Raw genomic sequence first — 25315 nt, forward strand, 5'->3', positions numbered from 1 at the left:
TGGCGAAGCGCAACAGCGGGCGTTAACAGGGCGCCCGCTGTTGCGCCGATGGAAATCAGCGATATTGTTTCAACAAACGGTCGGCCTGTTTCTGGGCTTCCTTCAACGCCGCTTCGGGCGTCTTCGATCCGGTCAACGCAGCCTGGATGGCATCATCCAGAAGTTTGCGAACCCGGCCGGTCTGGTAGGTGGAAAGCTCCGCCGTGGCGTATTGGAGCTGGTCCCGGGCCACCGCCGCATAGGGGAATCCCTTGACATATTGCTTCAGGGCATCGGTTTCGTAGGCCGCCGGGCTGACGCCCATGTAGCCGGTTTCCATGGACCACTCGGCGGAACGCTCCGGGCTGGTCATGAATTTGATCAGCCGCATGGCAGCCTTGCGTTCTTCCGGTGTCGTCTTTTTGAAAATATAGAAGTTGCCGCCCCCGGTGGGTGTTCCGCGACGCTTGCTGGCCGGCAGCATGGCGACACCGAAGTCGAACGCGGCGTTCTTTTTCACGGCCGTCAGATTGCCGGTGGAGTGCCACATAATCGCGGTTTTGCCTTCGAGAAAATTCTGCCGCAGGGTGCCCCACTCAATGGTTCCCTTGGGCATAACACCGTACTTGCTTCCCAGATCCTTCCAGAACTGCAGGGCACCGATCACCGCGGGGTCGTCAAAATAGGTGGTGTTTCCGTCTCCGTTCATCAGCACCTGGCCGTTTTGCATGGTCAGCGCGCCAAACATCCAGTAAGGATAGCCGGTTGAGGGAATCATCACACCCCACTGGGAACCATCCGGCTTGGTGAGCTTTTTGCCCATGGCCGCCATTTCGTCCCAGGTGGCCGGCGGCTTGTCAGGATCCAACCCGGCCGCCCGAAAGGCATCCTTGTTATAGTACATCACGATCGTGGAGCGCTGGAACGGAATTCCCCAGGTCTTTCCGGCCGTGCGGCCGTTTTCCATGAGGGTGGGGTAAAACGAATCCAGCCAGGCTTTCTCTTCGGCGGTTTCCACTACGTCGTCGAAGGCGACGATGGCATCCTGCTCGATCAGTTCGTAAATATCGATGGAAAACATCACCGACAGTTGGGCCGGCTGTCCGCTTTTCAGCGCCGCCAGGGCCTTGATACGGGCATCATTGTAGTTGCCGGCATAGATCGCCTTGACGGTGATATCCGGATTCGCTTTCATGAAATCGGCCACGATGCCGTCGACGATCTTGGTCAACGGCCCGCCGACGGCTACGGGGTAATACATGGTCAACTCCGTGGCCGCGCCGGTGGTGACGGCAGCCATGAAAAACATCGTCGCCATTATCGCAATACCGAAAAATTTCCATTTTTTACGCATGATACGCCTCCTTGCTTTTGTTGGGGGGTAGGGTTCTAACCGGCTAAGGGAAACTCCATCTGACTGTTGTTTCGTATCCTGTGGACAGGTCAATCGTCGATGCGGATTTCATCGACGCCAAAACGGTGGATGGCCTTTTCGGACCAACGGATGTGCGTCGCTTCCCCTGGGCGATAGTCCCTGCGTCCATCGATCCGGGCGAACAAGGCCTGACCGTCATGGGTCATGCGCAGCACCGTTTCCGCGCCCAGATAATCAACGGAAGAGATCTTAACGGGAAGTCCGGTCGGCCCCACCTGCAGATCTTCGGGGCGCACGCCGATGAAGCCTTCATCCAGGCCGTCTGCCGCCAGGGCGCCGCCGCAGGCCGCAGCCAATGCGTCGCGCTGTTCGATCAGCGCGACGTTCAGCAGGTTCATCGGGGGCGACCCCAAAAACTGGGCGGCAAAGGTCGTGTGCGGCCGTTCATAGAGTTCGTGGGGCGGCCCCGTCTGCTCGACACGGCCCTGCTTGAGCAGCACCACCTGGTCGGCCATGGTCATGGCTTCCACCTGGTCGTGGGTGACATATACCATGGTCAATCCGAGCTTTTGCTGCAGCGTACGGATTTCGTCCCGCATCTCCGCCCTGAGTTTGGCATCCAGGTTGGAGAGCGGTTCGTCCATCAGGCAGACCCGTCGCCGCGATACAATGGAACGGGCCAGAGCCACCCGCTGGCGCTGCCCGCCGGAAAGCTGGGCCGGTTTGCGATCCAGCAGGTCGGCCAAGCCCACCATGCGTGCAGCCTCGTCCAACCGGTCTTTGCGCTCGGTCGGAGAAATCCCCCTGACCTTCAACCCGAACAGAATGTTCTCGCGGACATTCAGATGAGGAAACAGGGCATAGGACTGAAACACCATGGACACACCGCGTGCTGCCGGATCCATGCGGGTCACTTCTTTTCCTCCGATGAAAATGGATCCGGAGGTGATTTTCTCCAGGCCTGCGATCAGCCGCAATATCGTCGATTTTCCGCAGCCGGAAGGACCCAGCAATACGGTCAGACTGCCTTTGGGAACCGTCAGCGACACCTTGTCTACGGCCGTGACAGCGCCCCACTGCTTGACCAGTTCCCGGATTTCGATGCTGCTCATGGCGTTGGATCTCTCCTGCAAAGGATCAGCTGCGCGCCGGATCGCCGGAGCAACTCGAGGATGGGCTCCGGCGGCGTGCGGTCGCAAAAGATTTTGGCAGCTTCGTCAATCCTGCCGCCCCGGACATGGGCGGCTCGGCCGAACTTGCTGTGGTCGAGCACCAGATAGGCTTTGCGGCTGTTCTCACGAATGATCTGCCGCGCCCGCACTTCCTCCTCGTAGAAGTCGAGCAGCGTTCCGTCTTCATCGACGCCGGCCACACCGTAGATGCCGATATCCACTTTATACGCTTCGAAGAGCGCCTCCATTCCGTTGCCCATCACATCCCGATCCTCGTTGCGCAAGCGGCCGCCGGCCACGGTGACCTCGAAGGTCTGATTGCTGCATGCCAGCATGGCGATGTTGAGGTTGTTGGTGAGGATTTTCAAATGGGTGTGCGCCAAAAGTGCTCTGGAAACGATCTCCGGTGTGGTGCCGATGCTGAAGGCAACGGATACGCCATTGGGGACATGGCGGGCCACCTCCAGGGCAATGGCCTGTTTGGCTTCGTGGTTCAGAACCTGACGCCAGGCGTAGGCCATGTTTCCGGGCGTGTTCATCTGTTGAACGCCGCCGTGCACGCGCCGGGCGATCCCCCGTTCGCACAGCAAATTCAGATCGCGGCGAATGGTCTGGGTGGTGACCTGGAATTGCTGAGCAAGATCCTCCACACGGATAAAGTCCGTCTGGCGGATCATGTCGGCAATGTGCGCCTGTCGCTCGGAGAGTGGCATGGATTGCAGCAATTTTTTAATCAATGGAGATTGATGTTCAAATGAACATTAAAACTAATTCTAAACCGATTTGTCACTAAAAATCAAACTAATTGTTGTTCGTTTGACTTTCGTTACGGTATTGTTAGAATTCAATTAGCATTCAAATGAAAATTACCGACAGTCCATTCAACGGTGACCAGGAACAGGGGAGCATCGATGGAAATGCTGTTGGTCTGAGGAGGACAAATGACATTCGACATCCTCAAAAAGCGCTTCGGTGTCGGTCGGCGGGTCGATGATTTCCTGGACAAGGTCAGCGAATCCGGTATGCTTTTCCAGCTTGGCGTTGAGGCCTATCTGAAAGCCAATCAGGAATCCTTCGCCAAGAAGATCGAAGACATCTCCACCGTGGAACATGTGGGCGATGCATTGCGCCGGGATCTGGAAGAGCTGCTCTATACGCAGACGTTGATTCCGGACTCCAGAGGAGATGTGCTGGAACTGCTGGAGAGCATGGACGGTTTGCTCGACCGGTTCAAAGGCTCGCTCTGGCGCTTCGACATCGAACAACCGGACATCTATCCCGAACTTCATGACGACATCCTGGAACTGGCTTCCTGCGCGGTAGAATGCGTGGAATCGATGGTTCGCTCGGCACGCGCTTTTTTCAAGGATCTCACCGCTGTTGCGGATCACCTGCACAAAGTTTCCTACTGGGAATCCCAGTCCGACAAAGTGTCCACCCGCCTGCAGAAGCTGGTGTTCAACAAGGATGACCTGCCCTTGAGCTATCGGATGCAGCTGCGTGATTTCATCCGGCACATGGACAAGATCTCCGACAGGGCCGAGGATGTGGCCGATAAACTTCGCATCTATGTGATCAAGCGGTCGCTCTGAGGATTTGCCGATGTTTGCCTTCTTTCTTTCGAGCGGACTTTTCCTGGGTTGGTCGCTGGGGGCCAACGATGCATCCAACGTCTTCGGCACAGCTGTGGGGACACGGATGATCCGCTTTCGGACCGCCGCAATCTGCTGCGCCGTCTTTATCGTTCTGGGGGCGGTGATCGGTGGTGCCGGCACCTCTGCAACGCTGGGCAAACTCGGCGGAATCAATGCCATCGCCGGGGCGTTTGTCGTGGCTCTGGCCGCCGGGGCAGGCGTGTACCTGATGACCAAGGCCGGCTATCCCGTTTCCACCTCCCAGACCATTGTCGGGGCCATCATCGGCTGGAACGTTTTCAGCGGGTCGCTGACGGACTACCACTCCCTGACCAAGATCGTTTCGACCTGGGTAGCCTGCCCCATATTATCGGCCGCCATCTCCATAGTACTTTACAAGCTGGTGAGCGTTAGCATCCGCACCTTCAAACCTCACATGTTTCACCTGGATGCCCTGACGCGATATGCCCTGCTCGTCGTGGGTGCTTTCGGTTCCTACAGCCTGGGGGCCAATAATATCGCCAATGTGATGGGCGTTTTCCTGCCCGTGGCACCCTTTCCCGAGATCTCCCTTTTCGGGTGGCTGGTGATCTCGCCGGCCCAACAGCTTTTTTTTATCGGCGGGCTGGCCATCGCCACGGGCGTGTTGACTTATTCCAGGCACGTGATGATGACCGTCGGTGAAGGGATTATGAGGCTTTCTCCCGTTGCGGCTTTCGTCGTTGTATCCGCTCACTCTCTGGTCCTGTTTCTCTTCTCTTCGGAGGGAGTCAACCAATGGCTTACCGGGTATGGGCTGCCCGCCATCCCTCTTGTGCCGGTATCCAGTTCCCAAGCCATTGTCGGTGCCGTGATCGGCATCGGCCTTCTGAAAGGTGGGCGTGCGGTCCAATGGCGAGTCCTGCGGGGAATCTCCATCGGATGGGTGGTCACCCCGCTGATCGCCGGCATAATCAGTTTCGTCGCCCTTTTCTTCTTCCAAAATGTTTTCAACCAGCAGACCTATCGGCAGGTGAGCTATTCTCTTACCCGTCAGGCGCTCGATCGGATCGGTCGCGCCGACATCGATGCTGGCCGATTGTCTGATATGACAAACGAAGCCTACCTCGATGCCGTAACCTTTCGTCGAGCACTTGATGCGCGGATACGCCTCGCTTGGGAGCAAAGGGATTTTGTCATGGAATCGGCCAAGGTGGATGAGCTGACCATCAGCAAGGAGAAGATCGAATCCATCACGACCGATGGCAGAATCTCCAAGGCGCAGACTGACGCCATACGGATGTTGGAAGGACGGATTTTTGTCCATCCCTGGCTTCTGGATGAAGCTTTGGCCCATCTCTCGCCTGAATGGCGCATGACCGCCGGTGATGAGGAAAGCAATCGGAAGATTGCCGAGCAGCTCACCTATCTATACAGCCTGTTCAGAGATTGAGACAAGCGCGGTGCTCACGCGGATAAGGAGAAAATGCACGGCAAGGGGGAAAGAAGATCTTGATTTTCGGAGAATTCCGCGTGGATCTCATTGACGCGCCATGAAATGAACGGTGTCGCCCACCGCATCGATCAGGCGGTGCATGTCCTTGGCGTGAACGTCGCCGATATTACCGACGCGGAAGGTCTCGCGGTCGGTCACCTTGCCCGGATAGATGACGAACCCCCGGGATTTCAAACCTTCGTAAAAACTCTGGAACTGCCAATCCACTGATCGGGGGTAGAGAAACGCCGTGATGATGGGGGACTGCCATTGCACGGGCAGCAGGGGCTGGAATCCGATTCGCTGCATGCCTTCCACCAGAATGCGGTGGTTTTCCGTATAGCGGGCATGGCGGGCTTTGATGCCGCCTTCGGCCTTCAATTCACCCAGGGCCTGAGAAAACGCCCGTACCACGTGGGTAGGGGAGGTGAACCGCCACTTGCCGCCATGGTCTTCCATGGTCCGCCATTGGTCGTAAAGGTCCAGGCTGAGGGACCGGGCCTGGCCGCGGGTTCCTTCCAATACCGATCGGCGGGCGATGATAAATCCGAAACCCGGCACGCCCTGGATGCATTTGTTGGCGCTGCTGATCAGGTAATCTGCACCCATGGCTTCCATGTCCATGGGCACACCGCCGAAACTGCTCATGGCATCCACGATAAAGCACTTTTCGGCGGCCTTGACGATCCGGCCGATTTCTTCCACCGGGTTGAGCATGCCGGTGGTGGTTTCGCAGTGCACCACGGCTACATGGGTGATGGCGGCATCGGATTGCAGGGTTGCCTCGATCCGATCCAGGTCCGGCGAAGCGCACTCATCGCCGTCTATACATTCGTGGTTGATGCCCTGGCACCGGGCGATTTCGGCAATCCGCCGTCCGTAAGCGCCGTTGGCGACGACCAGCAGTTTGCCGTCCGGTGGAACGGCCGTCGTAAGGGTCGCTTCCACGCAAAAGGTGCCGCTGCCCTGCATCAGCACGCTGGTGAAGGTTTCGTCTTCGCCGGCTAGGCAGACAAGGTCTTCTCGAATCTGCTGGACGATGGCGTTGTAGTCGCTGTCCCAGGTACACCAGTCCAGATACATGGCGGCTTTCACGGTTCTGGTGGTGCTCAAGGGGCCGGGGGTGAGTAACAGGTATGGGTTGTCGGGCATCTGTTCAGGATTCATGGTTTCTCATTGATTCGGTAAGGGTTTGAAAGGCATCCTCGATGATGTCCAGGGCGAGATCCAGATCGACCTCGTCGATGGTCAACGGCGGCGTCAGGGTGAGAAAACTGCCGTGGGATGTTTTAAAGCTGAGGCCTTTTTCCAGGCAGGCATACAGGATGCGTTCGGCCGAATCCACGGCCGGGGTCTTCGCTTCCCGGTTTTCGACCAGATCCAGACCGAAAAGCAGGCCCCGTCCGCGTACATCGCCGATAAGGTCAAACTGCTCCTTAAGGACTGAAAGCCGCTGGACGGCGCAGCGGCCCAACCGGGCCGAGCGCTCCACCAGGCCCTCTGATTGGATCACGTCGATAGTGGCCAGAGCCGCGGCGCAGGCCACCGGGTTCTTCTCATGGGTGTAATGGCCCAGGGCCTTGTCAGGGGCCATGTCCAGATCCGTACGCGCCACCATGGCCGCCAAGGGAAAGACGCCTCCACCCAGCCCCTTTCCCAAAACGAGAATGTCCGGTACGACCGCGTCATGTTCGAAGGCGAACATTCTTCCCGTTCGCCCCAGGCAGACGGCGGTTTCATCGAAAATCAGCAGGGCGCCGTGGCGGTCGCAGGCCTTGCGGACCCGCCGCCAGTACCCGGGCGGCGGCGGATTGACCGCCGTGCAGCGGATGGGTTCGGCGATGACCGCTGCCACGTCGCCCTCTTTTTCCAGGACATATTCGATGTAGCGGGCGCATTTGAGACCGCAGGTTTCACACCCCCCACTGGAATCCCACAGGCAGCGGTAGAGATCGGCCGGCGGCACATGCTCGCAACCGGGCAGCAGGGGGCCGATGCCTTGCCGGAACAGGGATTCGCCCCCTACGGAAATGGCATCCAGGGATGCGCCGTGGAAGGCATCCCACATGGAGATGGTCTTGAAGCGTCCGGTAACTGTGCGGGCCAGTTTGAGGGCCATGCCCACCGCACTGGTACCGCCGGGGGCCAGCAAAACCTTGCCCAGGGGATCGGGGGTGAGGGCCGCTAACGCCTCGGCCAGTTCGATGGCCGGGATGTTGGTGTAGCGGCGGGGACAGAACGGCATGCGCTCCAACTGCACGCGAATTGCCGCCAAAACCCGGGGATGGGCGTAGCCGATCTGATGGGCGCTGTTGCCGTGAAAGTCTAAAATCGCCCGCCCCTGAAGATCTTTCAGCCGAGACCGGCGGCATTCTGTCAGCACATTCAGGCATGGCGTGGACAGGCTCTGGCGGATGAAACCCCGATTGTCCCGTTCCAGCCAGTGACGGGTCTCATCGTCGATGTGGTGCGACTGCCATTGCCGGCGGTACGAAGTAAGGTTGCTGTCCCCTTCGACGGTCATGGATGCTCGCCGTTTTCCAACCGCCGGGCGATGTCGTCGACCACGTTCAGGCAGTCCCAGATGCCTTTGACCACATAGTGGGCTCCGGCATTCACATAGCGGGCTTCGATGGCCGCAAGCCGCCGGTTCAATTCTTCTTCGGGCAGGGCTGCCACCTGATCTTCGGGCAGCCCCAGTTCGTTTCCCGACTGGGTCAGGCCGACGGTCCACATGCCGGCATTGCGCCCTTCTTGGATGTCGCTGACGGTGTCGCCGATCTTGATCATGGCGGCAAAAGGGTAGATTTGAAGCTGGATGGCATTCTGATAGCACATCCAGGGCAACGGACGTCCGGCGGGAACATCGGACGAACAGACGGAGCAGTCGGGGCGGTATCCCATCCTGGCGGCCTCCGGCACCAGCACTTCCATCATGGGTGCCGTGTAGCCGGTACAGGAGCCGATTTTAATGCCGCGGGTGCGCATGGCATCGACAAAGGGCAGCAGCCCCGTGATGGGTTCGGCATGGTCGACAATGGCCGCCACCATCATGGGTTCGGTTTTCTCATAGAGTTTAGCTACATCGCGATTGTCGGGCAATTGGCCGTATTTTTCCTGCCACTGCCCGGCGATTTCGGGCAGTTTGCACATGCTGCGGATATGCTCTTTTTTTTCAAGGCCCATGAACTGCCTGGCCTCGGCAGTCGTTACGGTAACATCGAAGGCGGCAAACACCTTTACGAACACGTCGGCCGGTCCCATGCAGCCGTAGTCGACGGCGGTGCCGGCCCAATCGAGAACCACGGCCTGTACCGGGCCGGTATAAGAAGATTCGGGAATGGATGTGGACATGATACCCCTTTCTTTTCAAAAAAGCGTTTGATCAGCGGCTGGCCCAGGCCTGGCTGCGGTTTCTAAATTTTCGCGTCAACAGGCCGTACCCGATACGGACCACCAGGTTGGTCAGCAGAATCAGGATGGACATGGCACAGGCGGGCGCCACGTCACCGGCGTCGTCCATATTGGCGACGGCCACAGATGCCAGGGGAAGATCCGCCGAGTAGAGAAAGATGACCGCCGATACGGTAGCCATGGAGTTAACAAAGTAGTACATGCCGATCTCAAAGATGGCAGGGATGCAGACGGGCACCGTCACCCGTGCAAAGGTCTTGGTGAAGGGGACGCCCATGGATTCACTGACCGTCTCGAATTCGCGGTCGAGCTGTTTGAGGGCCGTGGTGGCAGTGAGAAAACTGACCGAGAAGAAGTGAACGATATTGCTGATCACCAGGATGGCCATGGAGGCATAAACGAAATTGAACGGGTTGGGGATATACAGGCTACCTACCTGCCAGCCCAGGGCATTGAAAAAGAAGATGTAGGCCAATCCGATGACCAGGCCGGGAAGGGCCAGCGGAAGAATGGAGAGAAAATAGGCGGTTTGGCGCAGGCTGTTCATCTGGCGCGTTTTTTCGATCAGGTAGGCCGCGCAGAAAGTAATGGCCGTGCCGAAAATGGCGGAGTACAGGCTCATTCGGATGCTGTTGAAAAAAGCGCTATACCCGCCGCCTCCCATTTTCGTAAAATTGTAGTGCCAGAATCCCAAAGTCAGTTTGTAAGGCCATACTTGAATCAGGGAAGCATAAGCCGCCGTGAGGTAAAAGCCGATAATCAAAAAGACGATCAATCCGCAGAAGCCCAGATACAGACGGTCCCGCAGCGGTTGCGGCTGGGGCACCAGGGGGACCGATTTGGCGGCGATCAGGGCCACCTGTTTTCTTTGCACGATGCGATCGACGATAAAGGCGATCACCGTAGGGATCAGCAGAACGACGCTGACTACGGCCCCCATGGTGAAGTTCTGCTGACCGATCACCTGCTTGTAGATGTCCGTCGCCAGAATGTTATAGTTGCCGCCGACAACCTTGGGTGCTCCGAAATCGGTGAACGCAAGGATGAAGCAGACAAATACGGCGCTGAGCAGTCCATAGCGGACACCCGGCAGGGTCACCGTAAAGAAAGTCCGCATCCTGCCGGCTCCCAGGGATTCGGCGGCTTCGTAAAGGCGGGCGTCGGTCATGGTCAGGGCAATGGAAAGAATCAGCACCGCCTGGGGAAAAGTGAACAGGACTTCGGAGATGATGATGCCCACCGGGCCGTACAGATCGATGTCGATGCCTGGCAGGGCGCCGAAGAAACCGCGGGTGATCAACCCCTTGCGACCGAAGAGATATACCAGGGCGATCCCGTTGAGCAGGGTCGGGGCAAACAGGGGCATCATGGCCAGCGCTTTGAAAAATCCTTTGGCCGCGATGGTGGTCCGCGTCAGGGCATAGGCGAACAGGAAGCCGATAGTGACGGAGATGGCTGTCGTAACGGTGGATACGAACAGGCTGTTGTAGAGCGAATAAAAAAGTGCCGGTGTGCTGAAGTAGGTAATGTAGTTGGCCAGACCGACGAATTGGCCATCGGCGTCGTTGAAGCTCTTGGACAGCAGTTGAAACAGCGGCAAAACAACGACGACAGCCATCCAGATGCATAAGAGCAGGATCAGCAATCGCTTGATCCACAGTTCCCGGTCCAGTGAGGACCAGATGGACAGCGGCGGCAGGGTGTCGGCGGTGGTTGCGGATGTGTTCATAAGGGTTTTGTCTGTTTGTTTTTCTCTTTAAGGCCGGTTGGTTTCGTTCGATACCGATCCCGATACCGATACCGATTTCGATTGTGGTCCTTCTTCTTCCCTCTTCACTCGTCCCTCATCCATCGGTCACGGAATACACCCGCAGCCGATCGACAGGAAGATATACGGACAACGGTTTTTCCGGGACAATATCCAACCGCCGGACAGTCTCTGCGGGTACATCCGCCGTGATGGTGGCCGCCTTATCCAGCGTGGCGGGCCATGACAGGTCGATGCGAAAAAGGGAACCGCGGTATTCCATGCCCGCCACGCGGGTCTCCAGAAGGTTGATCGCCGTGGGATCATGCCGCAGCATGACATCTTCGGGGCGGATGGCGATGGTCACCCGGCTTCCGGCCGGCAGCCGGCTGGTGCCGTTCTCGCCAGTGACCGCAAAACGCGTCTTGCCGATACCGTAGACACCGCTGTCGATTTTCTCGGCCCCTTCGATGAAATTCATGGCTCCGATAAAATTGGCCACGAAAGGGGTTGCCGGTCTGTCGTACACTTGATTCGGACTTCCGTCCTGGACCAGACGCCCCCGGTCGATCACCAGGATGCGGTCGGCCATGGTCAGAGCCTCTTCCTGGTCGTGGGTGACCATGATGGTGGTAATTCCCAGGCGCTGCTGAAGCTGCCGGATTTCGCTGCGCAGCTTGATCCTGACCTTGGCATCCAGGGCGGAAAGGGGTTCGTCCAGAAGGAGCAGATCCGGAGAGACGGCGATGGCGCGGGCCAGGGCCACACGCTGCTGCTGACCACCGGAGAGTTTGGCCGGATGCTTGCGCCCCATGCCCCGCAACCCCACAAGATCCAGCAGTCCGTCGACCTGCTGCCGGATATCCTGGCGGGATTTCCCCTGACTTCTCAAACCGTAGGCGATGTTTTCCCGGGCCGTGAGATTGGGAAACAGGGCGTAGGATTGAAAGACGATGCCGACATTGCGCTTGGATACCGGCAGTGCAGAGACATCCCGGTTTTCGATGAAGACCTTGCCCCGGGTCTGTTTCTCCAGTCCGGCCACCACCCGCAGCAAGGTGGTCTTGCCGCAGCCGCTGGGGCCGAGAATGGAGAGAAACTCACCGCGGCGGGCCTCGAAAGAGACGTCGGCCAGGGCCGTGAAATTTCCGAAGTTTTTGGAGACATCTCTCACCGTCAGGTAAACCGGGTTTGCATTCATGGTGGTTCGCTTTGGTTTCAGGTCCTTGGTTGGCTGCCGCTGATTGTGCAGGGACACGGTGTGTCATGTCCCTGCATGGTCAGCGAATTAAAGTATACGAATCAGCTTTGACGCTATTTCGCATCGCTCTTGCCGTCATACCGTTTGGTCCACTCCGCCAGGATGCGCATCCGATTTTTGGCGGCCCAATTAAAATCATTGGCGATCAACTGGCCTTCGGGATCGGCGGGGAAGCCGTCAGGAATGGCAACGCCGGTGGCATAGGCGGTGACTGGATAGACCTGGGCATAGGCTTTCATGACCGGTTCGCTGATGGCCCAGTCCAGAAAGGTTTTGGCGGCGGGCTTGATGTTGGCTTTTTTAATCAGACAGTTGGCTTCCACATCCCAGCCGGAACCTTCCTCGGGAAAGACCGTCAGAACCGGTTCGCCCTTCTGCTTCTGCATGAAACCACGATAGGCGAAGGAGATGCCGATAGCCACTTCACCGGCCCCGGCGAGCTTGCAGGGTTTGGACCCGGAGTGGGTGTAGCGGGCGATGTTCTCATGCAGTTTGTCCAGGTAAGCCCATCCTTTTTCCTCTCCCATGGTCTGCAGGATGGCGGATACGGTTAAAAAACCGGTGCCCGAAGAGGCCGGGTTGGGCATGGCCAGTTGGCCGCGGTAGACCGGGTCGAGCAGGTCGTTCAAGGATTTGGGGATCGGCAGATCCAGTGCCTTGCACTCGATGGTATTGACGCAAAATCCGGTCATCCAGGCTTTGATGCCAACCCAGTGAGGCGTCTTGTTGGTATCGCGCATTTTCGGGCGAACCTTTTCCAGTCCCTTGGGCGCGTAAGGTTCGACCATGCCGGCCTGGTCGCAGAGCATCAGACTGGTGGCGGCGGTGCCCCACACGACGTCGGCCTGGGGATTGTCTTTTTCGGCCAGCAGTTTGGCCGTGACGATGCCGGTGGAATCGCGCACGATTTTGACCTCGATGTCCGGATGGGCTTTTTTGAAAAGATCCAGGTAAATGGGAATTTCGTCATCTTCCAGGGCCGTGTAAACGAGAAGCTCTTCAGCGAATGCACTGCCGATGCCTGCCAGGACGACAAACAGAAGCAGCGAACTCAGAACGATTCCAGCTTTCAGGGGCGTTTTTTTCATCACAGTTCTCCTTAAGAATATTGGGTGGTTGAAACTTCACGGGTAAAGCGGACCTGCCGTGCGGCAGGCCGGCGAAGATAATCTTTCCACGGGTTGTGGGAACGTATTGGCCGCCGTTTTTGAAAAGAGGCGGCTGCGGTCAGACTTGATTTCCCTGACGACATCGAAAAACGCCTGGATCGGGCGCAAATGTTCGAATTCCGGCAGGCAGACCACAAACTGCCGGGCGGACAGATCCAGGTCCGTTATCCGAACTCCGGTCAGTCTCGGGTCGTGGATATACTCATCCTCAAGGGCGATGCCGAAACCGATGCCGGCGGCTACCGCTTCTTTCATGGCCTCCCACGAATCGAGTTCCATCACGACCTGCGGATGGATGTCCCGGCGGTTCAACCGCTGGTTGAATATCTGTCGGGTCATGGAACCGGCGTGACGGGCCACCATCTGCCGGCCGTTCAATTCCGCGGCCTCGATTGACGGACGCCGGGCCCAGGGGTGATCCATGGAGATAAACAATACGATAGATTGATCGCTGTAAGTGAAATTGACCAGCCGATCATCGGGAGCGACGCCGGTAATTTCAGCCAGGTCCAGGCGGCAGGCAATGACATCTTCGACAAGATTGATCGAATCGCCGATTTTGGCCTTGACCTGAATACCGGGATACCTCTCCATGAACACGGCCAACAGCTCCATGACCAGGTAATGGCAGCTCAATCCGATGGTCAGACGCCCATTGCGCAGTTCGCCGGCAGAAGTAAGGGATTCCTCAAAATCGTCGATCAGTCCCAGGATTTTTCTGGCTTTAAGCACCAATTCCTTTCCCAGGCTGCTGAATTCGAGGTGCCGCCCGCATCGCCAGAACAGTTTGACTCCGTGCTGGTCCTGGAGTTTGCGCAGTTGGATGGACACCGCCGGTTGGGTAAGACCGAGCCGGTCGGCCGCGCCCGAAAAAGAGCCGGTCTGTTCCAATGCATCCAGTGCTTTGAGCTGGTTCAAGTTCAACGAAAAACACTTCCGCTTTAAGAATGATGATGGAAGATAGATAACGCTAATAGGAGAGAGTTTACCGTCGGCGGATTGAGAATTGATTAGGAAACGGTTAGATTTCGATTAACGAAATTTAGCTTAGACTAGGGAAGGCTTAATTACATTTATAATTCATCTGTCCAGTCGTGTGACCACCGTCATTGGCGATCCCGGCGGTCCGCTGGGCCCTTCGAAGCGCTGGAAGATTCCCCGGGGCAGGGTAAACCAGTAATCGCTTTTCCAGAAAGGAGCCAGCATGCCGGTGGTCCGCAGGCGGATGTGCTGCAATTTTTTCTGGTTTTCTTCGGACGCGACGGTTTCGATTTCTTTTTTAACGGCTTTGATTTTGTGCGGGGTCAGGGTGTCGGGCCGGATGGTCCAGAATACGCGATGTGAATCGTTGGAGGCAATCAGTCCGCGTAGGGAGAGAGAAGTGGCCTGGTACCAGGGGGCGTCGTCGATGTCTAATCGTTGATGAATCGGTTCCCCCTTGAACCGGCCCTTGATCACGATGGTGTCTTCACTGCGTTCGGCGACGAAATCGGTTCCGTCGGCTGTATCGGTCACCTGCCAGCGGATGGTTCGGTAGCCGGAGCCTGTTGTTGTTACATGGCGCTCCGTGGGGGATGTGTAGGTGAGGATCAGGGTGTCGCCCCGGGTCAGGTGCCAGCAGACTTCCTCGGAGGTCGTTCCGGTCACTTCCCGGTAGTGATGGATTTCTTCATCGGTCATGGGCATGGCGGGTGCCGCCGCGGCAATCGGCACCAGAACAAAAACGGCCAGCAGGATCGGCGCCCATACCAGTATCGCGAGTCTGGAAAGGTTTTTTTGCAGCTTCATGGTGCCGCCCGTACCATATTCGCACCGTCTTTAGAAGGCTTTTGGCGTCTCCTTTGTGTTCCTAACGCAATTCTAACATGCGGCCCGTATGGTTCCATAATTACGGTTTTGAAATCGAACATGGAAAATATTAACCGCAGTTGAGAATCGACACCATGAGCGAGACGGTGAGGGCATTGACAGGCAAATGGGATGCGATGGAAATCAGCAGCGATGTGGGCAGGGACAAGCCCGGTCGGTTCATCAACCGGGAGTTGTCCTGGCTCGAATTCAATCGACGGGTGTACGAAGAGGCCATGAACCCGTCGCACCCGCTGCTCGAACGGCTGCGCTTCCTCTCCATATCGGCCAGCAATCTGGATGAATTTTTCATGGTCCGCGTGGCCGGCCTCAAAGGCCAGGTGGCTTCCCGCGTCCGGGGGGTCAACCCGGATAAGATGACACCGGCCCAGCAGTTGCGCGCCATCGCCGAAAAGGTGTCGGAGCTGGCAGCTGACCAGCACGACTGCTTCGAACAACTGCTGGTGGAAATGAGTAAAAATGGCATCCGGGTGGTGGACCCCGAGCAGCTTTCCGAATACGAAAAGAAGTGGCTGGCTACACAGTTCCGGAGAAATATTTTCCCCATATTGAGCCCCATTGCCGTGGATCCGGCGCACCCGTTCCCCTTTATCCCCAACCTGGGATTCGGCCTCGTTCTGGAACTTGAAAGCGATACGCAAGAAGAGAATCTCGTAGCCCTGGTTATACTGCCGGCCCAATTGGATCGCTTCATCCGCCTGCCCGGTAACACCATCCGCTTTATCGCCCTTGAAAAAGTCGTGCTGATGTTTCTCGACCTGTTGTTCCCGTCCTTCAAGTTGATTTCAAGCGGCATCTTTCGCGTCATCCGGGACAGCGAGATGGAGATCGACGAGGAGGCCGAAGACCTGGTGCGCACCTTCGAGAGTGCCCTTAAGCGAAGGCGGCGGGGCAGCGTGGTTCGCCTTACTGTGGACGACGCCATTTCGGACGATCTGCTTTATTTTATTCAGGCGCAGTTGGACGTTTCCAAGCATGACGTCTTCTGCTTCAAGGGCATGATCGGGCTCGCGGATATCGCCGAACTGGTGATCGACGAACGGCCCGACCTTCTTTTTCCACCCTACGAAGCGCGATTCCCCGAGCGCATCCGGGACTACGGCGGAGACTGCCTGGCGGCCATCCAGGCCAAGGATATCCTGGTTCACCATCCTTATGAGAGTTTTGACGTGGTTGTCCAGTTTCTGCGGCAGGCCAGCAAGGACAAGAATGTGGTGGCCATCCGTCAGACCCTCTACCGCACCAGTGAGGACTCGCCCATTGTCAATGCACTGGTGGAGGCGGCCGAGGCCGGTAAAAGCGTCACCGCCATGGTCGAACTCAAGGCCCGTTTCGATGAGGAGGCCAACATCGGCATCGCCAGAAAACTGGAGCGCAGCGGCGCCCAGGTGGTCTTCGGGTTCATGGAATACAAAACCCACGCCAAACTCTCCCTGGTGGTGAGAAGAGAAGGCGACACGCTCAAATCCTATGCCCACTTGGGAACCGGCAACTACCATCCCGTGACGGCCAGGATCTACACGGACCTCTCTTATTTTACCTGCGATCCGGATATCTGTGACGATGTATTGCAGATCTTCAATTTCATGACGGGCTACGCCAAGCCCCCCAACCTGAAAAAAGTGGTGATCTCGCCGCTCAACCTGCGATCCTTCCTCATGGCCAGAATCGAAGACGAGATCGAGCATGCCCGAGCCGGTCGGGCGGCGGGCATATGGGTGAAGGTCAACTCGCTGGTCGATTCGGAAATTATCGACGCCCTCTATCGGGCCTCCCAGGCCGGGGTGATCGTCAAAATCGTGGCCAGGGGAATCTGCAACTTGCGGCCCCAGGTGCCCGGCCTGTCCGACAATATCGAGGTTAAATCCATTGCGGGCCGATTCCTGGAGCATTCCCGCATCGCCTGTTTTGGCAACGGCCAGGAACTGCCGTCCCCCAAGGCCAAGGTCTACATCTCTTCCGCCGATTGGATGCCGCGCAACATCGACCGGCGGATCGAATCGCTGGTGGTCATCGACAACCCCACGGTGCATCAACAGGTGCTGAATCAGATCATGGTGGCGAACCTGCGGGACAACGAACAGAGCTGGACCCTCCAGCCGGAAGGCAGCTACCGGCGCTGCACCGTGGATGGGGAATCGTTCAACGCACACCAGTTTTTCATGACCAACCCCAGCCTTTCCGGCCGGGGGTCGGCCCTCACTCCCGGTCGCTCCAAACGCAAAAAAAAGTCCAAGGCCAAGAAATGAAAACTTTGTTCCTGGTTCGCCATGCCAAATCCAGTTGGAAAGACCCCCGGCTGAGCGATCATCAGCGCCCCTTGAACAAACGCGGCAAAAAAGCCGCTTCGGAAATGGCCCGGCGGTTGAAACGCCTGGGTGTGAAACCCGATGTCATCGTCAGCAGCGACGCCCGCCGCGCCCTTGATACGGCAGCCGCCATGGCCGAAGGACTGGGTTTGTCAAAAGAGGTCGTCCGGCCGATGCCCGAACTGTATGGCGCCGCATCGAAGGAGATCCTGGAGATCGTCCTGCGGTTCGACGACAACTGGCAGCAGGTGATGGTGGTGGGGCACAACCCCGGATTTACCGAACTGGCCAACCGGTTCTATCCCCACTTCATTGCTAACGTTCCCACCGCAGGTGTGGTTGAACTGCGATTCGACGCACCGTCCTGGCGGCATATCCGTCGGGACAACCTCGAATTCAGCCGGTTTGATTTTCCGAAAAACAAGGAATCGGGCTGAAGTGCCGGCGCTTAAAAAAACTGATCCATTGATTGCAGGGATTTTGATGGTTATTTTTCTCCTTTATAGCGATTAGCATTTTGTAAAACAATACTCGCAACAAACGGCTTTCGGCTGCCAGCAGCCGAAAGAAAGCGAGGCCTTATGGACAAGAAACTGAAAAGTAAATCCCTGTGTAAATGGAAAAAGGAAGATGTCAAACAAAACGGGGAGGAACTGATTGATATTTTGAGCCATTCCAAGTTTTTTTGCGAAAAATGCCTGCGTTCCTCCCGGTTGAAAGGCACCTTGTGCAAACCGGAAAAACTGGACCGAATGGTCGAATGAGGTTGCCCGACCTCTTCTGCCGATCGGTGTTGCCAATCCCCGTGCTTTTTTGCTGAAGGGCACTTACCCACTTAATGAAAGGATTTTTCATGCCCGCTTCTTTGCTTGAGGTGAAAGGCATCGGCCCGGCCTCCGTAGAACAACTGGAGGCTGCCGGTGTTGCCACCGTTAAACAACTGGCTGTGGCCACAATCGAACAACTGACGGCCGTTCCCGGTTTTGGCGGCATCCGGGCCAAACAGATTATCGACAATGCCCGGCAATTGACTGCAGCGGTGGCAGCCGCGGCGCCTGCCACCCAGCCGGCTGTGGGCAAAAAGGAAAAAACCTCTAAAAAGAAAGTCGTGAAAAAGAAAGCAAAGAAGACCAAAGAGAAAAAGGCCAAGTCCAAAAAGGAGAAGGAAAAAAAGGATAAAAAGGAGAAGAAGGGCAAGAAAAAAGAAGAGAAAAACAAATCGAAAAAGAAAGCCAAGAAGAAGTAAGTTCTAAAAAAGCAGGGCCAGATTTTCCATCCGCAAATAAGCGTTTGGTTCCTTTGGGAAAAATCTGTTTGGTTTTAACGGGTGTCGAGAATGACCTTTTCAGAATAGCAGATTTTATTTCAGCGTTGTGAAAATGTGGTGATAGACGTCCGATATGTAAATGACGCCAACCGGCCTCTTGTTTTCCAGTATTGGCAGACGTCGATATTTATTTTTAATCATTTTGTCCAGTATCACCATGATATGGTCATCAATGGAAGCGCCCATTACGTTCTGGCTCATCAATTGATTCACTTTCTGGCCCTTTAGTGCAGCGACCAATCCTTTCAATTGACCGGTCCACATGAAAGCATCCGCTTCAGCGCCAAAATTGTAATTCAAAAAGTCAGGCCTCAGGTGATAAAGAACATCGTACATACTGATAACGCCGGCCAATTGGCCATAATCATCCAAAGCAATGAGACTGATATTTCTATGGCCGGTCTTTCTCACCTTTCCGTTAAGAATCCTGTCGATGGCATCTTCGATGGGTGCATTTTCATGGATCGTTTCAAAATCGGTCGACATCACATCTTTTGCATAAATGGTCATAAAATGGATCTCCTATTTTAAATTGAAATCCGAACAGAAGGGCATTAATTTCAAGATGACCTAATCGTAGGAATAGACCCTGTACTCGGTCGGCACACCCAAAACAGAATCGATCTTTCCTTCGATCTCTTTTCGTTCCGGCTTGGCAAACCAGCGCTCCCAATCTTCGATTGATTTCCAAGTGCTGATCACCAGGTATTCATACGGGTCTGCCACGTTGCGCATGGTTTCCCCTGAAATATACCCGGGCTGTCGAAATGCTAACTCTCTGGCATCTTCCAGCAGGGGCACCAACTGGGGTAACAAATCCGCTTCCATGCCGCCAAACAAGCGGGGCATTTTTCGAACCATGAGCACGCGTATGGTCATTTTTTTTCTCCGATATTCCTGATTGTCGAGGTTAACGAATGGTTGTCCATTCGTATAGCAAAAATGGGCGCGCTCAGACCACTAAATTTTTCAAGGTGAGCAACACGCCGGCAGCCACCGCCGATCCGATCACACCGGCAACGTTTGGCCCCATGGCAAACATCAGCAGCATATTTTCGGGATCTTCTTCAATCCCTACTTTCTGGCTGACCCTTGCTGCCATTGGCACCGCCGATACACCCGCGGAGCCAATCAACGGGTTGATTTTGTTACTCGAAAACTGATTCATGAGCTTGACCATCAATATCCCGGATGCCGTTCCGATACTGAAGGCAATTATCCCAAGCAGCAGAATTCCTATCGTTTCCAAACGAATGAAGTTCTCTGCGGACAACTGCGAGCCCACGCCCAGACCAAGGAAAATAGTCACGATATTGATCAGGGCGTTTTGCGTTGTTTTGGACAGGCGATCGACCACGCCGCATTCGCGCATCAAGTTGCCAAACATGAAAAAGCCGATCAGCGGTGCGGCCGAGGGCAGCAGCAGTATGCACAACCCAAGGACGATCAGTGGGAAAACGATTTTTTCAACTTTTCCCACGTAACGCAGTTGGTCCATGCGTATTTTGCGCTCGGCCGGCGTGGTGAGGGCGCGCATGATCGGTGGCTGAATGATGGGAACCAGGGCCATGTAAGAATAAGCTGCCACGGCAATAGCGCCCAAAAGGTTGGGAGAGAGTTGGCTGGCCAGAAAGATCGCCGTGGGACCGTCGGCGCCGCCGATGATACCGATAGATGCCGCATCGAAAAGATCGAAATGAATTCCGGGCACGATCTCTGTCAGAATCAACGCACCGATGAGTGTGCTGAAAATGCCGAACTGGGCGGCGGCACCCAGAAGGGCGGTTTTGGGGTTGGCGATCATGGGGCCGAAATCGGTCATAGCGCCGACGCCCATGAACACGACCAGGGGGAAGACGCCGGTCGTGATGCCGATTTTGTAGATATAGTAGATAATCCCACCTGGTTCGGTGATGCCCGCCAGGGGGATATTGGCCAGTATGCATCCAAAGCCCATCGGGACCAGCAGCAACGGCTCAAATCCTTTGCGGATGGCTAAAAATAGCATTAGCAAACCCACGCCGATCATCAACAGGCTGCCGAACCCTTGGCTCCATTGGCCATAAGCCGGGTTAAAAAAGCCATACAGCCCGGTTGATCTGGCAAATTCGGAGATCATGGTTCCCATGGGAGGCAGCTCTTGATGCAATGGTGCCGCTTGCGCCGTTTGACCTCCTGCAATGGCTGAGACGGGGATCACCAGCAGAAAGGCAACCATTACGAGACGGACGACCCAATTGATTTTGTGCATGCGATTTCTCCCGAACAGGTGTACTAAGCGATGGTCGCCACCAGTTGGTTGGGTTTGACGACATCGTCTTTTGCCACCTCGATGGACGCCACATTGCCATCGCAAGGGGCTACCACCGGCGTTTCCATTTTCATGGCCTCCAGTAACACCAGCGTGTCGCCGCGGTTTACGCGATCGCCGACGGCCACGTAAATTTCGCTCACAATCCCCTGCAGTTTGACCTTGACTTCAACCGCATTGTCCGGTTTTGCGGATGGCGCCGGTGAAACCGTTTTAACTTCTCCGGTAGTTGGCTCTACCGTGACCCGGTAAGCCTTACCATCCACGGTTACCGTGTAGTCGGCCGGTTCGTTGGCTGCAGCCGGCGCCACGGCTGACGCTTGGTTCTGTGCCGGCACCTCGGTCTCGGTGCCGATCTTGCGGACATTGATGGGCTTTTTGCCTTTCAAAAAATCCAGCCCCTTGTTGCCGCCCGGCGTCGCCAATGCGCCTACGATAAAGATATTTTCGTCTGTAAGCGGCAGGCCTTCTTTTTCAAGGATTTGCCTGGCTTTTGGAATGCCGGGTTCGATTACATCCAGCGGATCGCCCTTGAACACCGGTTTGCCCATCTGTTCTTCGGCAAGCCTGACAATTTCCGGGTCCGGTGCAACGGGTGTGCGACCGAAGTAGCCCAACACCATTTTACCATAGCCGTCGGTTATTTTTTTCCATGCGCCCTGGGTGACGTTGGCATAGGCCTGTTGAAAATAAAACTGGGAAACGGGGGTGACCGAGGTGCCAAACCCGCCACGGGCTACGCATTCGGACATGGCTTCAATAACATCCGGGTAGAGATCAAGCGTTCCGGTATCCCGCATCATCATGGTGTTCGCCGTCAGTGCGCCGCCCGGCATGGGCGAAAGAATGACTTCAGATGACACTTTCTGGGATTCGGGGGGGAAGAAATAGTCCTGCAGGCAATCCTGGAGCACACGGTTAGCGGACATGATTTTAGAAACATCGATATCCAGGGTGTAATCCGTGTCTTTCAAGGCGTGCCACAGCGATAGTATGTCCGGCTGACAGGTTCCTCCGGAAAGGGGGGAACGGGCCAGGTCTACGCCGTCGCAACCGGCCTCGATGGCTGCCTTATATTGAGTGATGCCAACGCCGGCGGTCTCATGGGTATGTGCCCATAGAATTGTGTCCTCACCGACGATTGCACGCGCGGCTTTGATCGTATCATAGAACTTTTTGGGATTGGATGTCCCTGACGCATCCTTGAAACAGATGGAATCGAACGGCAGCCCCGAATCCAGGATTTTCCTGAGTGTTTTGATGTAAAACTCCGCATCATGCGCTCCCGAGCATCCAGGTGGAAGCTCCATCATGCTGATTACCACCTGGTGGTGCAGCCCGGCATTGGTGATACACTGCCCCGAATAAATAAGGTTGCGAATATCATTCAGCGCATCGAAATTACGGATGTGGGTCATGCCGTGTTTCTTGAACATCTTGGCATGAAGGTCGATCATATCTTTCGGTTGCGCCGAAAGCGCAACCACATTAATGCCCCTGGCCAGGGTCTGAAGGTGAGTTTCTGGCCCGGCCGCCGCACGGAAGCGGTCCATCATGTCAAAAGCCGACTCGCCGCAATACATAAAGAGCGCTTGAAAACGAGCGCCACCGCCGGCTTCCATGTGCTTGATCCCTGCATGAACGCCCGCTTCAACGGCAGGAATAAAATCATCGGTCAACGCACGGGCGCCGAATACCGACTGAAATCCATCACGCAGTGAGGTGTCCATAAAACGGATTTTTTTCATGATAACTCACTATCTCCCCAAAATATCATAAATGAAAATTCGAACGGTTTCACCTGACCCGCATGGTGCGAGAGCGATGCGCGGCGATCGCCGCACTGATCACAGCAACCAGCACAGCGTCGTCCGTTTTTACAACCGGTCGTCTCTTTTTCTTCAATGCAGCGGCTTCAACCTCGGCGAGTTCCGTGGCGCTTTTTGCTGAAAGGAAGCGAAAGGAAAGTTTGACGGCCAGAACCAGAACGATCAGAAACAAGAAGACTACCGTCATCCCCAAAAGCGTCAGTTTGACTCCGGCAAGAATCATCGTTCATCCTGAATGTGCATTCCCAATACAGCCATCAAGGCAATATTGAGATGATTGTAATCACAATTACAAATCAAGGTAGGGCGATATGATGCGCCGAATGATCAACCTGTCTAGGCAGGCCGAGCCAATCGATCCGCAACGTTTCGGTTCAGTCATACAAATATTTTTTTACACACGCCAGCGAGATCAAGTTGATCTCGTTGATTCGCTGAACTGTGATCTGCACTTTTTTGCCAGACTTCTGAACTCTCCCATCCAGCATGGGATTTCCCTGTAATTGCTGAAGGGAACGCCAAATACGTATAGCATCGGGATCAATTTTGCGCAGTGCACTTTTCAATATAATTGTAAGCGCTTAGAATAAGGAAAGAGGAACGGTTAACGATTCCCGCAAGTTGTAAATAGACCGGATTGGATGTGTGGTCAAGTGATGATCGGCTTTAAAAATTTATCGCCGAATTCCAGCGAGATAGAATGCCGGTAACCGGTGGTTCCCGGATGTAACCTAAATTTTAACAAATGTATCCAGAATCGCCAAAAGCCCGTTTGGTACTTTTATCCGGACTGCGGCCGGTTGAGAAAGGCCGGCAGCTTCAAAATCAGATCCCCGAGGTCGGAATGCTTGACCCGCCGGGCGGCCTTGCGGTAGTCGTACCAGAACCGACGGCGCACGGACCTCTCGGGCCAGACAGCCAGTTGCCGGTTGACCGCCATGACAAAAACGTCCACCTGGCACCTCCCGCCCCATTTCTCGAATCCGTAGACGCCGATGGGCGGCGTCATCAGACGGCCTTTGATGCCTGCTTCCTCGTAGGCTTCGTTCACAGCGGTTTCGGTGGCGCTGTAGCCGGGGTCGATCAATCCCTTGGGAATGGTGAGATTTTTGCCGCTGCTGGTGGAAATCAGAAGCACCTCGATGGCGTCATCCGAGATTTGATAGGGGATCGCGCCGGCCTGGTCGAACCGTTTCCTCATGCCGCTCAACTCCCGGGAATGCCGTGAACCGCCAGGTGTTTGTTCTTATAGCGCTTGTCCTCGGTTACATCGCGGCCGAACCAGTCCGGCGGTGCAAAGTCCCCTGCAGCGTCCACGGATGCGAACTCCACCTCCACCATCAGCAATCCCTCCAGGTTCCCCTCGAAACGGTCCAGTTCGGCAGTATGGCCGCCCACCGGGAAGGTGTAGCGGGTTTTACTCACCCGGCGGCCGACGGTGTAAGGCCAGAGCTGGTCAAACTGATCCGGCGACAACTCGATTTCGATCTCCGTCCTGGAAAGCCCCTCGCCCATCTTGACAGTCTGATAGCAGGCGGTCTGTTTCTGTCGGACCCGCAGTTCGATGCCCCCGGCAGCGTCGATGACGTACCCCTGGCGGATGGTCTTGCCGGTGAGATTTTCAAAATCGGGCGGCAGGCGATCGACGAGAAATTTGCGTTCGATTTCAGTTCCCATGGTTCGTTTCCTATTTCAGCCGGGTTTTTACATCCCGCCACAGATTGGCAAATGCCTTGGCGCCGGCGCAGCCGGGTCGGTAGTGGACCAGGGGCGCACGGTGGAAGCCCATCTGTTCCACCTCGGCATTGTAAGGGATAAAAGCATTCATCAGGTTGACCCCGTTGGCCATCATTTCCCGAACCGTGTCGCGGTGCATGCGCTTGCGGGGTTCCACCATGGAGAGGAAAGGATGCAGTTTGCCCGTATCCAGTCCGCTCTCTTCGAAAAAGGAGAACAGTTTCCGGTAGGTCAGCATGGAAAGAGTCGTGGGAATCATGGGAAGCAAAATGATGTCCGCCGCCTCGAAGATATTTTCGCTCACCAGGGTGATGTTGGGCGGGCAGTCCAGAAAGATATACGTATACTCCCCATCGAAGCGGGACAGCAGGCGCTTCAATCGCCGGCGCGAATGGGAAAAACCGTTCAACTCGATGTCCAGGTTGCGGTAGGAGAGGTCCGCCGGAAGCAGGTCCAGGTTCGGATAGTCGGTGCCGCGAATGGCCTTGTCGATGCGCTTGCCGCCCTTCAGGAATTTGCGGCTGCTGTGCTTTGGTTTGGGTTGAATCCGAAAGTAGAACGTGGATGCCCCCTGGGGGTCCAGGTCGCACAGCAGCGTCGGTGTCTGTTCCCGGGATGCCGCCAGATAGGCCAGGTTGACGCTGGCGGCTGTCTTACCGACACCGCCCTTGATGCTGTATAAGGCTATGGTTTTCACAATGCGTTCCT

The 25315-nt window shown here is 56.0% G+C and carries 25 protein-coding genes; 6 read left to right on the top strand and 19 right to left on the bottom strand.

Translation table 11 applies throughout. The annotated features are described in order from the left end of the window. Nucleotides 1–55 precede the first annotated feature (55 nt). From GN111_RS28470 to GN111_RS28480, 3 genes are all read right to left on the bottom strand, one after another. On the bottom strand, nucleotides 56–1333 hold the full coding sequence (locus tag GN111_RS28470; RefSeq protein ID WP_155306992.1) for an ABC transporter substrate-binding protein: 1278 nt from the start codon (nucleotides 1331–1333) through the stop codon (nucleotides 56–58). 89 nt (nucleotides 1334–1422) lie between these two features. Continuing rightward, nucleotides 1423–2466 (bottom strand): ABC transporter ATP-binding protein, encoded by a 1044-nt coding sequence (locus GN111_RS28475; RefSeq protein ID WP_155306993.1) that lies wholly within the window; start codon nucleotides 2464–2466, stop codon nucleotides 1423–1425. After that, the gene (locus GN111_RS28480) at nucleotides 2463–3239 is read right to left on the bottom strand and encodes a DeoR/GlpR family DNA-binding transcription regulator (RefSeq protein ID WP_155306994.1); all 777 of its coding nucleotides are present in this window, start codon (nucleotides 3237–3239) and stop codon (nucleotides 2463–2465) included. Before GN111_RS28480 ends, GN111_RS28475 begins: the two co-directional genes overlap by 4 nt. A 228-nt stretch (nucleotides 3240–3467) precedes the next feature. Here GN111_RS28480 and GN111_RS28485 point away from each other — a divergent pair, with 228 nt between their 5' ends. Together GN111_RS28485 and GN111_RS28490 are read left to right on the top strand one after the other, a co-directional pair. Continuing rightward, nucleotides 3468–4118, top strand: a complete 651-nt coding sequence (locus tag GN111_RS28485; RefSeq protein WP_155306995.1) for a DUF47 domain-containing protein — start codon at nucleotides 3468–3470, stop codon at nucleotides 4116–4118. A gap of 10 nt (nucleotides 4119–4128) precedes the next feature. Continuing rightward, the gene (locus GN111_RS28490; RefSeq protein ID WP_155306996.1) at nucleotides 4129–5592 is read left to right on the top strand and encodes an inorganic phosphate transporter; all 1464 of its coding nucleotides are present in this window, start codon (nucleotides 4129–4131) and stop codon (nucleotides 5590–5592) included. Between the two features lie 87 nt (nucleotides 5593–5679). Here GN111_RS28490 and phnW read toward each other — a convergent pair whose 3' ends face one another. From phnW to GN111_RS28530, 8 genes are all read right to left on the bottom strand, one after another. Next, a complete protein-coding gene (gene phnW / locus GN111_RS28495; protein WP_155306997.1) occupies nucleotides 5680–6801 on the bottom strand; it encodes a 2-aminoethylphosphonate--pyruvate transaminase in 1122 nt (373 codons plus the stop codon). Beyond that, nucleotides 6791–8158 (bottom strand): (R)-1-hydroxy-2-aminoethylphosphonate ammonia-lyase, encoded by a 1368-nt coding sequence (pbfA, locus tag GN111_RS28500; protein ID WP_155306998.1) that lies wholly within the window; start codon nucleotides 8156–8158, stop codon nucleotides 6791–6793. Before pbfA ends, phnW begins: the two co-directional genes overlap by 11 nt. Continuing rightward, nucleotides 8155–8988: a phosphonoacetaldehyde hydrolase gene (gene phnX / locus GN111_RS28505; RefSeq protein ID WP_155306999.1), complete on the bottom strand. Its 834-nt coding sequence runs from the start codon at nucleotides 8986–8988 to the stop codon at nucleotides 8155–8157. The genes pbfA and phnX overlap by 4 nt, the downstream gene beginning before the upstream one ends. A 31-nt stretch (nucleotides 8989–9019) precedes the next feature. Next, nucleotides 9020–10777 carry a putative 2-aminoethylphosphonate ABC transporter permease subunit gene (locus tag GN111_RS28510; RefSeq protein WP_155307000.1) on the bottom strand — a complete coding sequence of 586 codons (1758 nt, stop codon included), beginning with the start codon at nucleotides 10775–10777 and terminating at the stop codon, nucleotides 9020–9022. Nucleotides 10778–10892: 115 nt separating this feature from the next. Further along, nucleotides 10893–11996 (bottom strand): putative 2-aminoethylphosphonate ABC transporter ATP-binding protein, encoded by a 1104-nt coding sequence (locus GN111_RS28515; RefSeq protein ID WP_155307001.1) that lies wholly within the window; start codon nucleotides 11994–11996, stop codon nucleotides 10893–10895. A 113-nt stretch (nucleotides 11997–12109) separates the two neighbouring features. After that, on the bottom strand, nucleotides 12110–13144 hold the full coding sequence (locus tag GN111_RS28520) for a putative 2-aminoethylphosphonate ABC transporter substrate-binding protein (protein ID WP_155307002.1): 1035 nt from the start codon (nucleotides 13142–13144) through the stop codon (nucleotides 12110–12112). 36 nt (nucleotides 13145–13180) lie between these two features. Beyond that, a complete protein-coding gene (locus tag GN111_RS28525; RefSeq protein ID WP_155307003.1) occupies nucleotides 13181–14149 on the bottom strand; it encodes a LysR substrate-binding domain-containing protein in 969 nt (322 codons plus the stop codon). A gap of 156 nt (nucleotides 14150–14305) precedes the next feature. After that, complete coding sequence (locus GN111_RS28530; RefSeq protein ID WP_155307004.1) at nucleotides 14306–15013, bottom strand: hypothetical protein; 708 nt, start codon at nucleotides 15011–15013, stop codon at nucleotides 14306–14308. 155 nt (nucleotides 15014–15168) lie between these two features. Here GN111_RS28530 and GN111_RS28535 point away from each other — a divergent pair, with 155 nt between their 5' ends. The 4 genes from GN111_RS28535 to GN111_RS28550 all read left to right on the top strand — a co-directional run bounded on the left by GN111_RS28535 (nucleotide 15169) and on the right by GN111_RS28550 (nucleotide 18649). Next, complete coding sequence (locus GN111_RS28535) at nucleotides 15169–17343, top strand: RNA degradosome polyphosphate kinase (RefSeq protein ID WP_155307005.1); 2175 nt, start codon at nucleotides 15169–15171, stop codon at nucleotides 17341–17343. After that, on the top strand, nucleotides 17340–17840 hold the full coding sequence (locus GN111_RS28540) for a SixA phosphatase family protein (RefSeq protein ID WP_155307006.1): 501 nt from the start codon (nucleotides 17340–17342) through the stop codon (nucleotides 17838–17840). Before GN111_RS28535 ends, GN111_RS28540 begins: the two co-directional genes overlap by 4 nt. 144 nt (nucleotides 17841–17984) lie before the next feature. Continuing rightward, complete coding sequence (locus tag GN111_RS28545; RefSeq protein WP_155307007.1) at nucleotides 17985–18167, top strand: hypothetical protein; 183 nt, start codon at nucleotides 17985–17987, stop codon at nucleotides 18165–18167. Between the two features lie 89 nt (nucleotides 18168–18256). Continuing rightward, nucleotides 18257–18649 carry a helix-hairpin-helix domain-containing protein gene (locus tag GN111_RS28550; RefSeq protein ID WP_170302499.1) on the top strand — a complete coding sequence of 131 codons (393 nt, stop codon included), beginning with the start codon at nucleotides 18257–18259 and terminating at the stop codon, nucleotides 18647–18649. Between the two features lie 114 nt (nucleotides 18650–18763). On the opposite strand, the gene GN111_RS28555 is transcribed toward GN111_RS28550, so the two are convergent. From GN111_RS28555 to GN111_RS28590, 8 genes are all read right to left on the bottom strand, one after another. Further along, complete coding sequence (locus tag GN111_RS28555) at nucleotides 18764–19240, bottom strand: CBS domain-containing protein (RefSeq protein WP_155307009.1); 477 nt, start codon at nucleotides 19238–19240, stop codon at nucleotides 18764–18766. A 60-nt stretch (nucleotides 19241–19300) separates the two neighbouring features. Beyond that, the gene (locus GN111_RS28560; protein WP_155307010.1) at nucleotides 19301–19609 is read right to left on the bottom strand and encodes an antibiotic biosynthesis monooxygenase family protein; all 309 of its coding nucleotides are present in this window, start codon (nucleotides 19607–19609) and stop codon (nucleotides 19301–19303) included. Between the two features lie 73 nt (nucleotides 19610–19682). Next, complete coding sequence (locus GN111_RS28565) at nucleotides 19683–20981, bottom strand: sodium ion-translocating decarboxylase subunit beta (protein ID WP_155307011.1); 1299 nt, start codon at nucleotides 20979–20981, stop codon at nucleotides 19683–19685. Between the two features lie 23 nt (nucleotides 20982–21004). Further along, nucleotides 21005–22789, bottom strand: coding sequence for a biotin/lipoyl-containing protein (locus tag GN111_RS28570; RefSeq protein ID WP_176603303.1), 1785 nt, complete (start codon nucleotides 22787–22789; stop codon nucleotides 21005–21007). Between the two features lie 49 nt (nucleotides 22790–22838). Next, complete coding sequence (locus GN111_RS28575; RefSeq protein ID WP_155307013.1) at nucleotides 22839–23093, bottom strand: OadG family protein; 255 nt, start codon at nucleotides 23091–23093, stop codon at nucleotides 22839–22841. 558 nt (nucleotides 23094–23651) lie between these two features. Beyond that, entirely contained in the window at nucleotides 23652–24071 is a 420-nt protein-coding gene (locus tag GN111_RS28580; RefSeq protein WP_155307014.1) for an NUDIX hydrolase, read from the bottom strand. A gap of 5 nt (nucleotides 24072–24076) precedes the next feature. Then, nucleotides 24077–24547, bottom strand: a complete 471-nt coding sequence (locus GN111_RS28585; RefSeq protein ID WP_155307015.1) for a CYTH domain-containing protein — start codon at nucleotides 24545–24547, stop codon at nucleotides 24077–24079. A 10-nt stretch (nucleotides 24548–24557) separates the two neighbouring features. Further along, nucleotides 24558–25304 carry a ParA family protein gene (locus GN111_RS28590; RefSeq protein ID WP_155307016.1) on the bottom strand — a complete coding sequence of 249 codons (747 nt, stop codon included), beginning with the start codon at nucleotides 25302–25304 and terminating at the stop codon, nucleotides 24558–24560. Between the last annotated feature and the right edge of the window lie 11 nt (nucleotides 25305–25315).

This window comes from Desulfosarcina widdelii, assembly GCF_009688965.1.
Classification (GTDB): domain Bacteria; phylum Desulfobacterota; class Desulfobacteria; order Desulfobacterales; family Desulfosarcinaceae; genus Desulfosarcina; species Desulfosarcina widdelii.

Excerpts from the sequence above, each read along its gene's own strand:
- GN111_RS28470 (WP_155306992.1), bottom strand. The coding sequence starts at position 1,333 with ATGCGTAAAAAATGGAAATTTTTCGGTATTGCGATAATGGCGACGATG.
- GN111_RS28475 (WP_155306993.1), bottom strand. The coding sequence starts at position 2,466 with ATGAGCAGCATCGAAATCCGGGAACTGGTCAAGCAGTGGGGCGCTGTC.
- GN111_RS28480 (WP_155306994.1), bottom strand. The coding sequence starts at position 3,239 with ATGCCACTCTCCGAGCGACAGGCGCACATTGCCGACATGATCCGCCAG.
- GN111_RS28485 (WP_155306995.1), top strand. The coding sequence starts at position 3,468 with ATGACATTCGACATCCTCAAAAAGCGCTTCGGTGTCGGTCGGCGGGTC.
- GN111_RS28490 (WP_155306996.1), top strand. The coding sequence starts at position 4,129 with ATGTTTGCCTTCTTTCTTTCGAGCGGACTTTTCCTGGGTTGGTCGCTG.
- phnW (WP_155306997.1), bottom strand. The coding sequence starts at position 6,801 with ATGAATCCTGAACAGATGCCCGACAACCCATACCTGTTACTCACCCCC.
- pbfA (WP_155306998.1), bottom strand. The coding sequence starts at position 8,158 with ATGACCGTCGAAGGGGACAGCAACCTTACTTCGTACCGCCGGCAATGG.
- phnX (WP_155306999.1), bottom strand. The coding sequence starts at position 8,988 with ATGTCCACATCCATTCCCGAATCTTCTTATACCGGCCCGGTACAGGCC.
- GN111_RS28510 (WP_155307000.1), bottom strand. The coding sequence starts at position 10,777 with ATGAACACATCCGCAACCACCGCCGACACCCTGCCGCCGCTGTCCATC.
- GN111_RS28515 (WP_155307001.1), bottom strand. The coding sequence starts at position 11,996 with ATGAATGCAAACCCGGTTTACCTGACGGTGAGAGATGTCTCCAAAAAC.
- GN111_RS28520 (WP_155307002.1), bottom strand. The coding sequence starts at position 13,144 with ATGAAAAAAACGCCCCTGAAAGCTGGAATCGTTCTGAGTTCGCTGCTT.
- GN111_RS28530 (WP_155307004.1), bottom strand. The coding sequence starts at position 15,013 with ATGAAGCTGCAAAAAAACCTTTCCAGACTCGCGATACTGGTATGGGCG.
- GN111_RS28535 (WP_155307005.1), top strand. The coding sequence starts at position 15,169 with ATGAGCGAGACGGTGAGGGCATTGACAGGCAAATGGGATGCGATGGAA.
- GN111_RS28540 (WP_155307006.1), top strand. The coding sequence starts at position 17,340 with ATGAAAACTTTGTTCCTGGTTCGCCATGCCAAATCCAGTTGGAAAGAC.
- GN111_RS28545 (WP_155307007.1), top strand. The coding sequence starts at position 17,985 with ATGGACAAGAAACTGAAAAGTAAATCCCTGTGTAAATGGAAAAAGGAA.
- GN111_RS28550 (WP_170302499.1), top strand. The coding sequence starts at position 18,257 with ATGCCCGCTTCTTTGCTTGAGGTGAAAGGCATCGGCCCGGCCTCCGTA.
- GN111_RS28555 (WP_155307009.1), bottom strand. The coding sequence starts at position 19,240 with ATGACCATTTATGCAAAAGATGTGATGTCGACCGATTTTGAAACGATC.
- GN111_RS28560 (WP_155307010.1), bottom strand. The coding sequence starts at position 19,609 with ATGACCATACGCGTGCTCATGGTTCGAAAAATGCCCCGCTTGTTTGGC.
- GN111_RS28565 (WP_155307011.1), bottom strand. The coding sequence starts at position 20,981 with ATGCACAAAATCAATTGGGTCGTCCGTCTCGTAATGGTTGCCTTTCTG.
- GN111_RS28570 (WP_176603303.1), bottom strand. The coding sequence starts at position 22,789 with ATGAAAAAAATCCGTTTTATGGACACCTCACTGCGTGATGGATTTCAG.
- GN111_RS28575 (WP_155307013.1), bottom strand. The coding sequence starts at position 23,093 with ATGATTCTTGCCGGAGTCAAACTGACGCTTTTGGGGATGACGGTAGTC.
- GN111_RS28580 (WP_155307014.1), bottom strand. The coding sequence starts at position 24,071 with ATGAGGAAACGGTTCGACCAGGCCGGCGCGATCCCCTATCAAATCTCG.
- GN111_RS28585 (WP_155307015.1), bottom strand. The coding sequence starts at position 24,547 with ATGGGAACTGAAATCGAACGCAAATTTCTCGTCGATCGCCTGCCGCCC.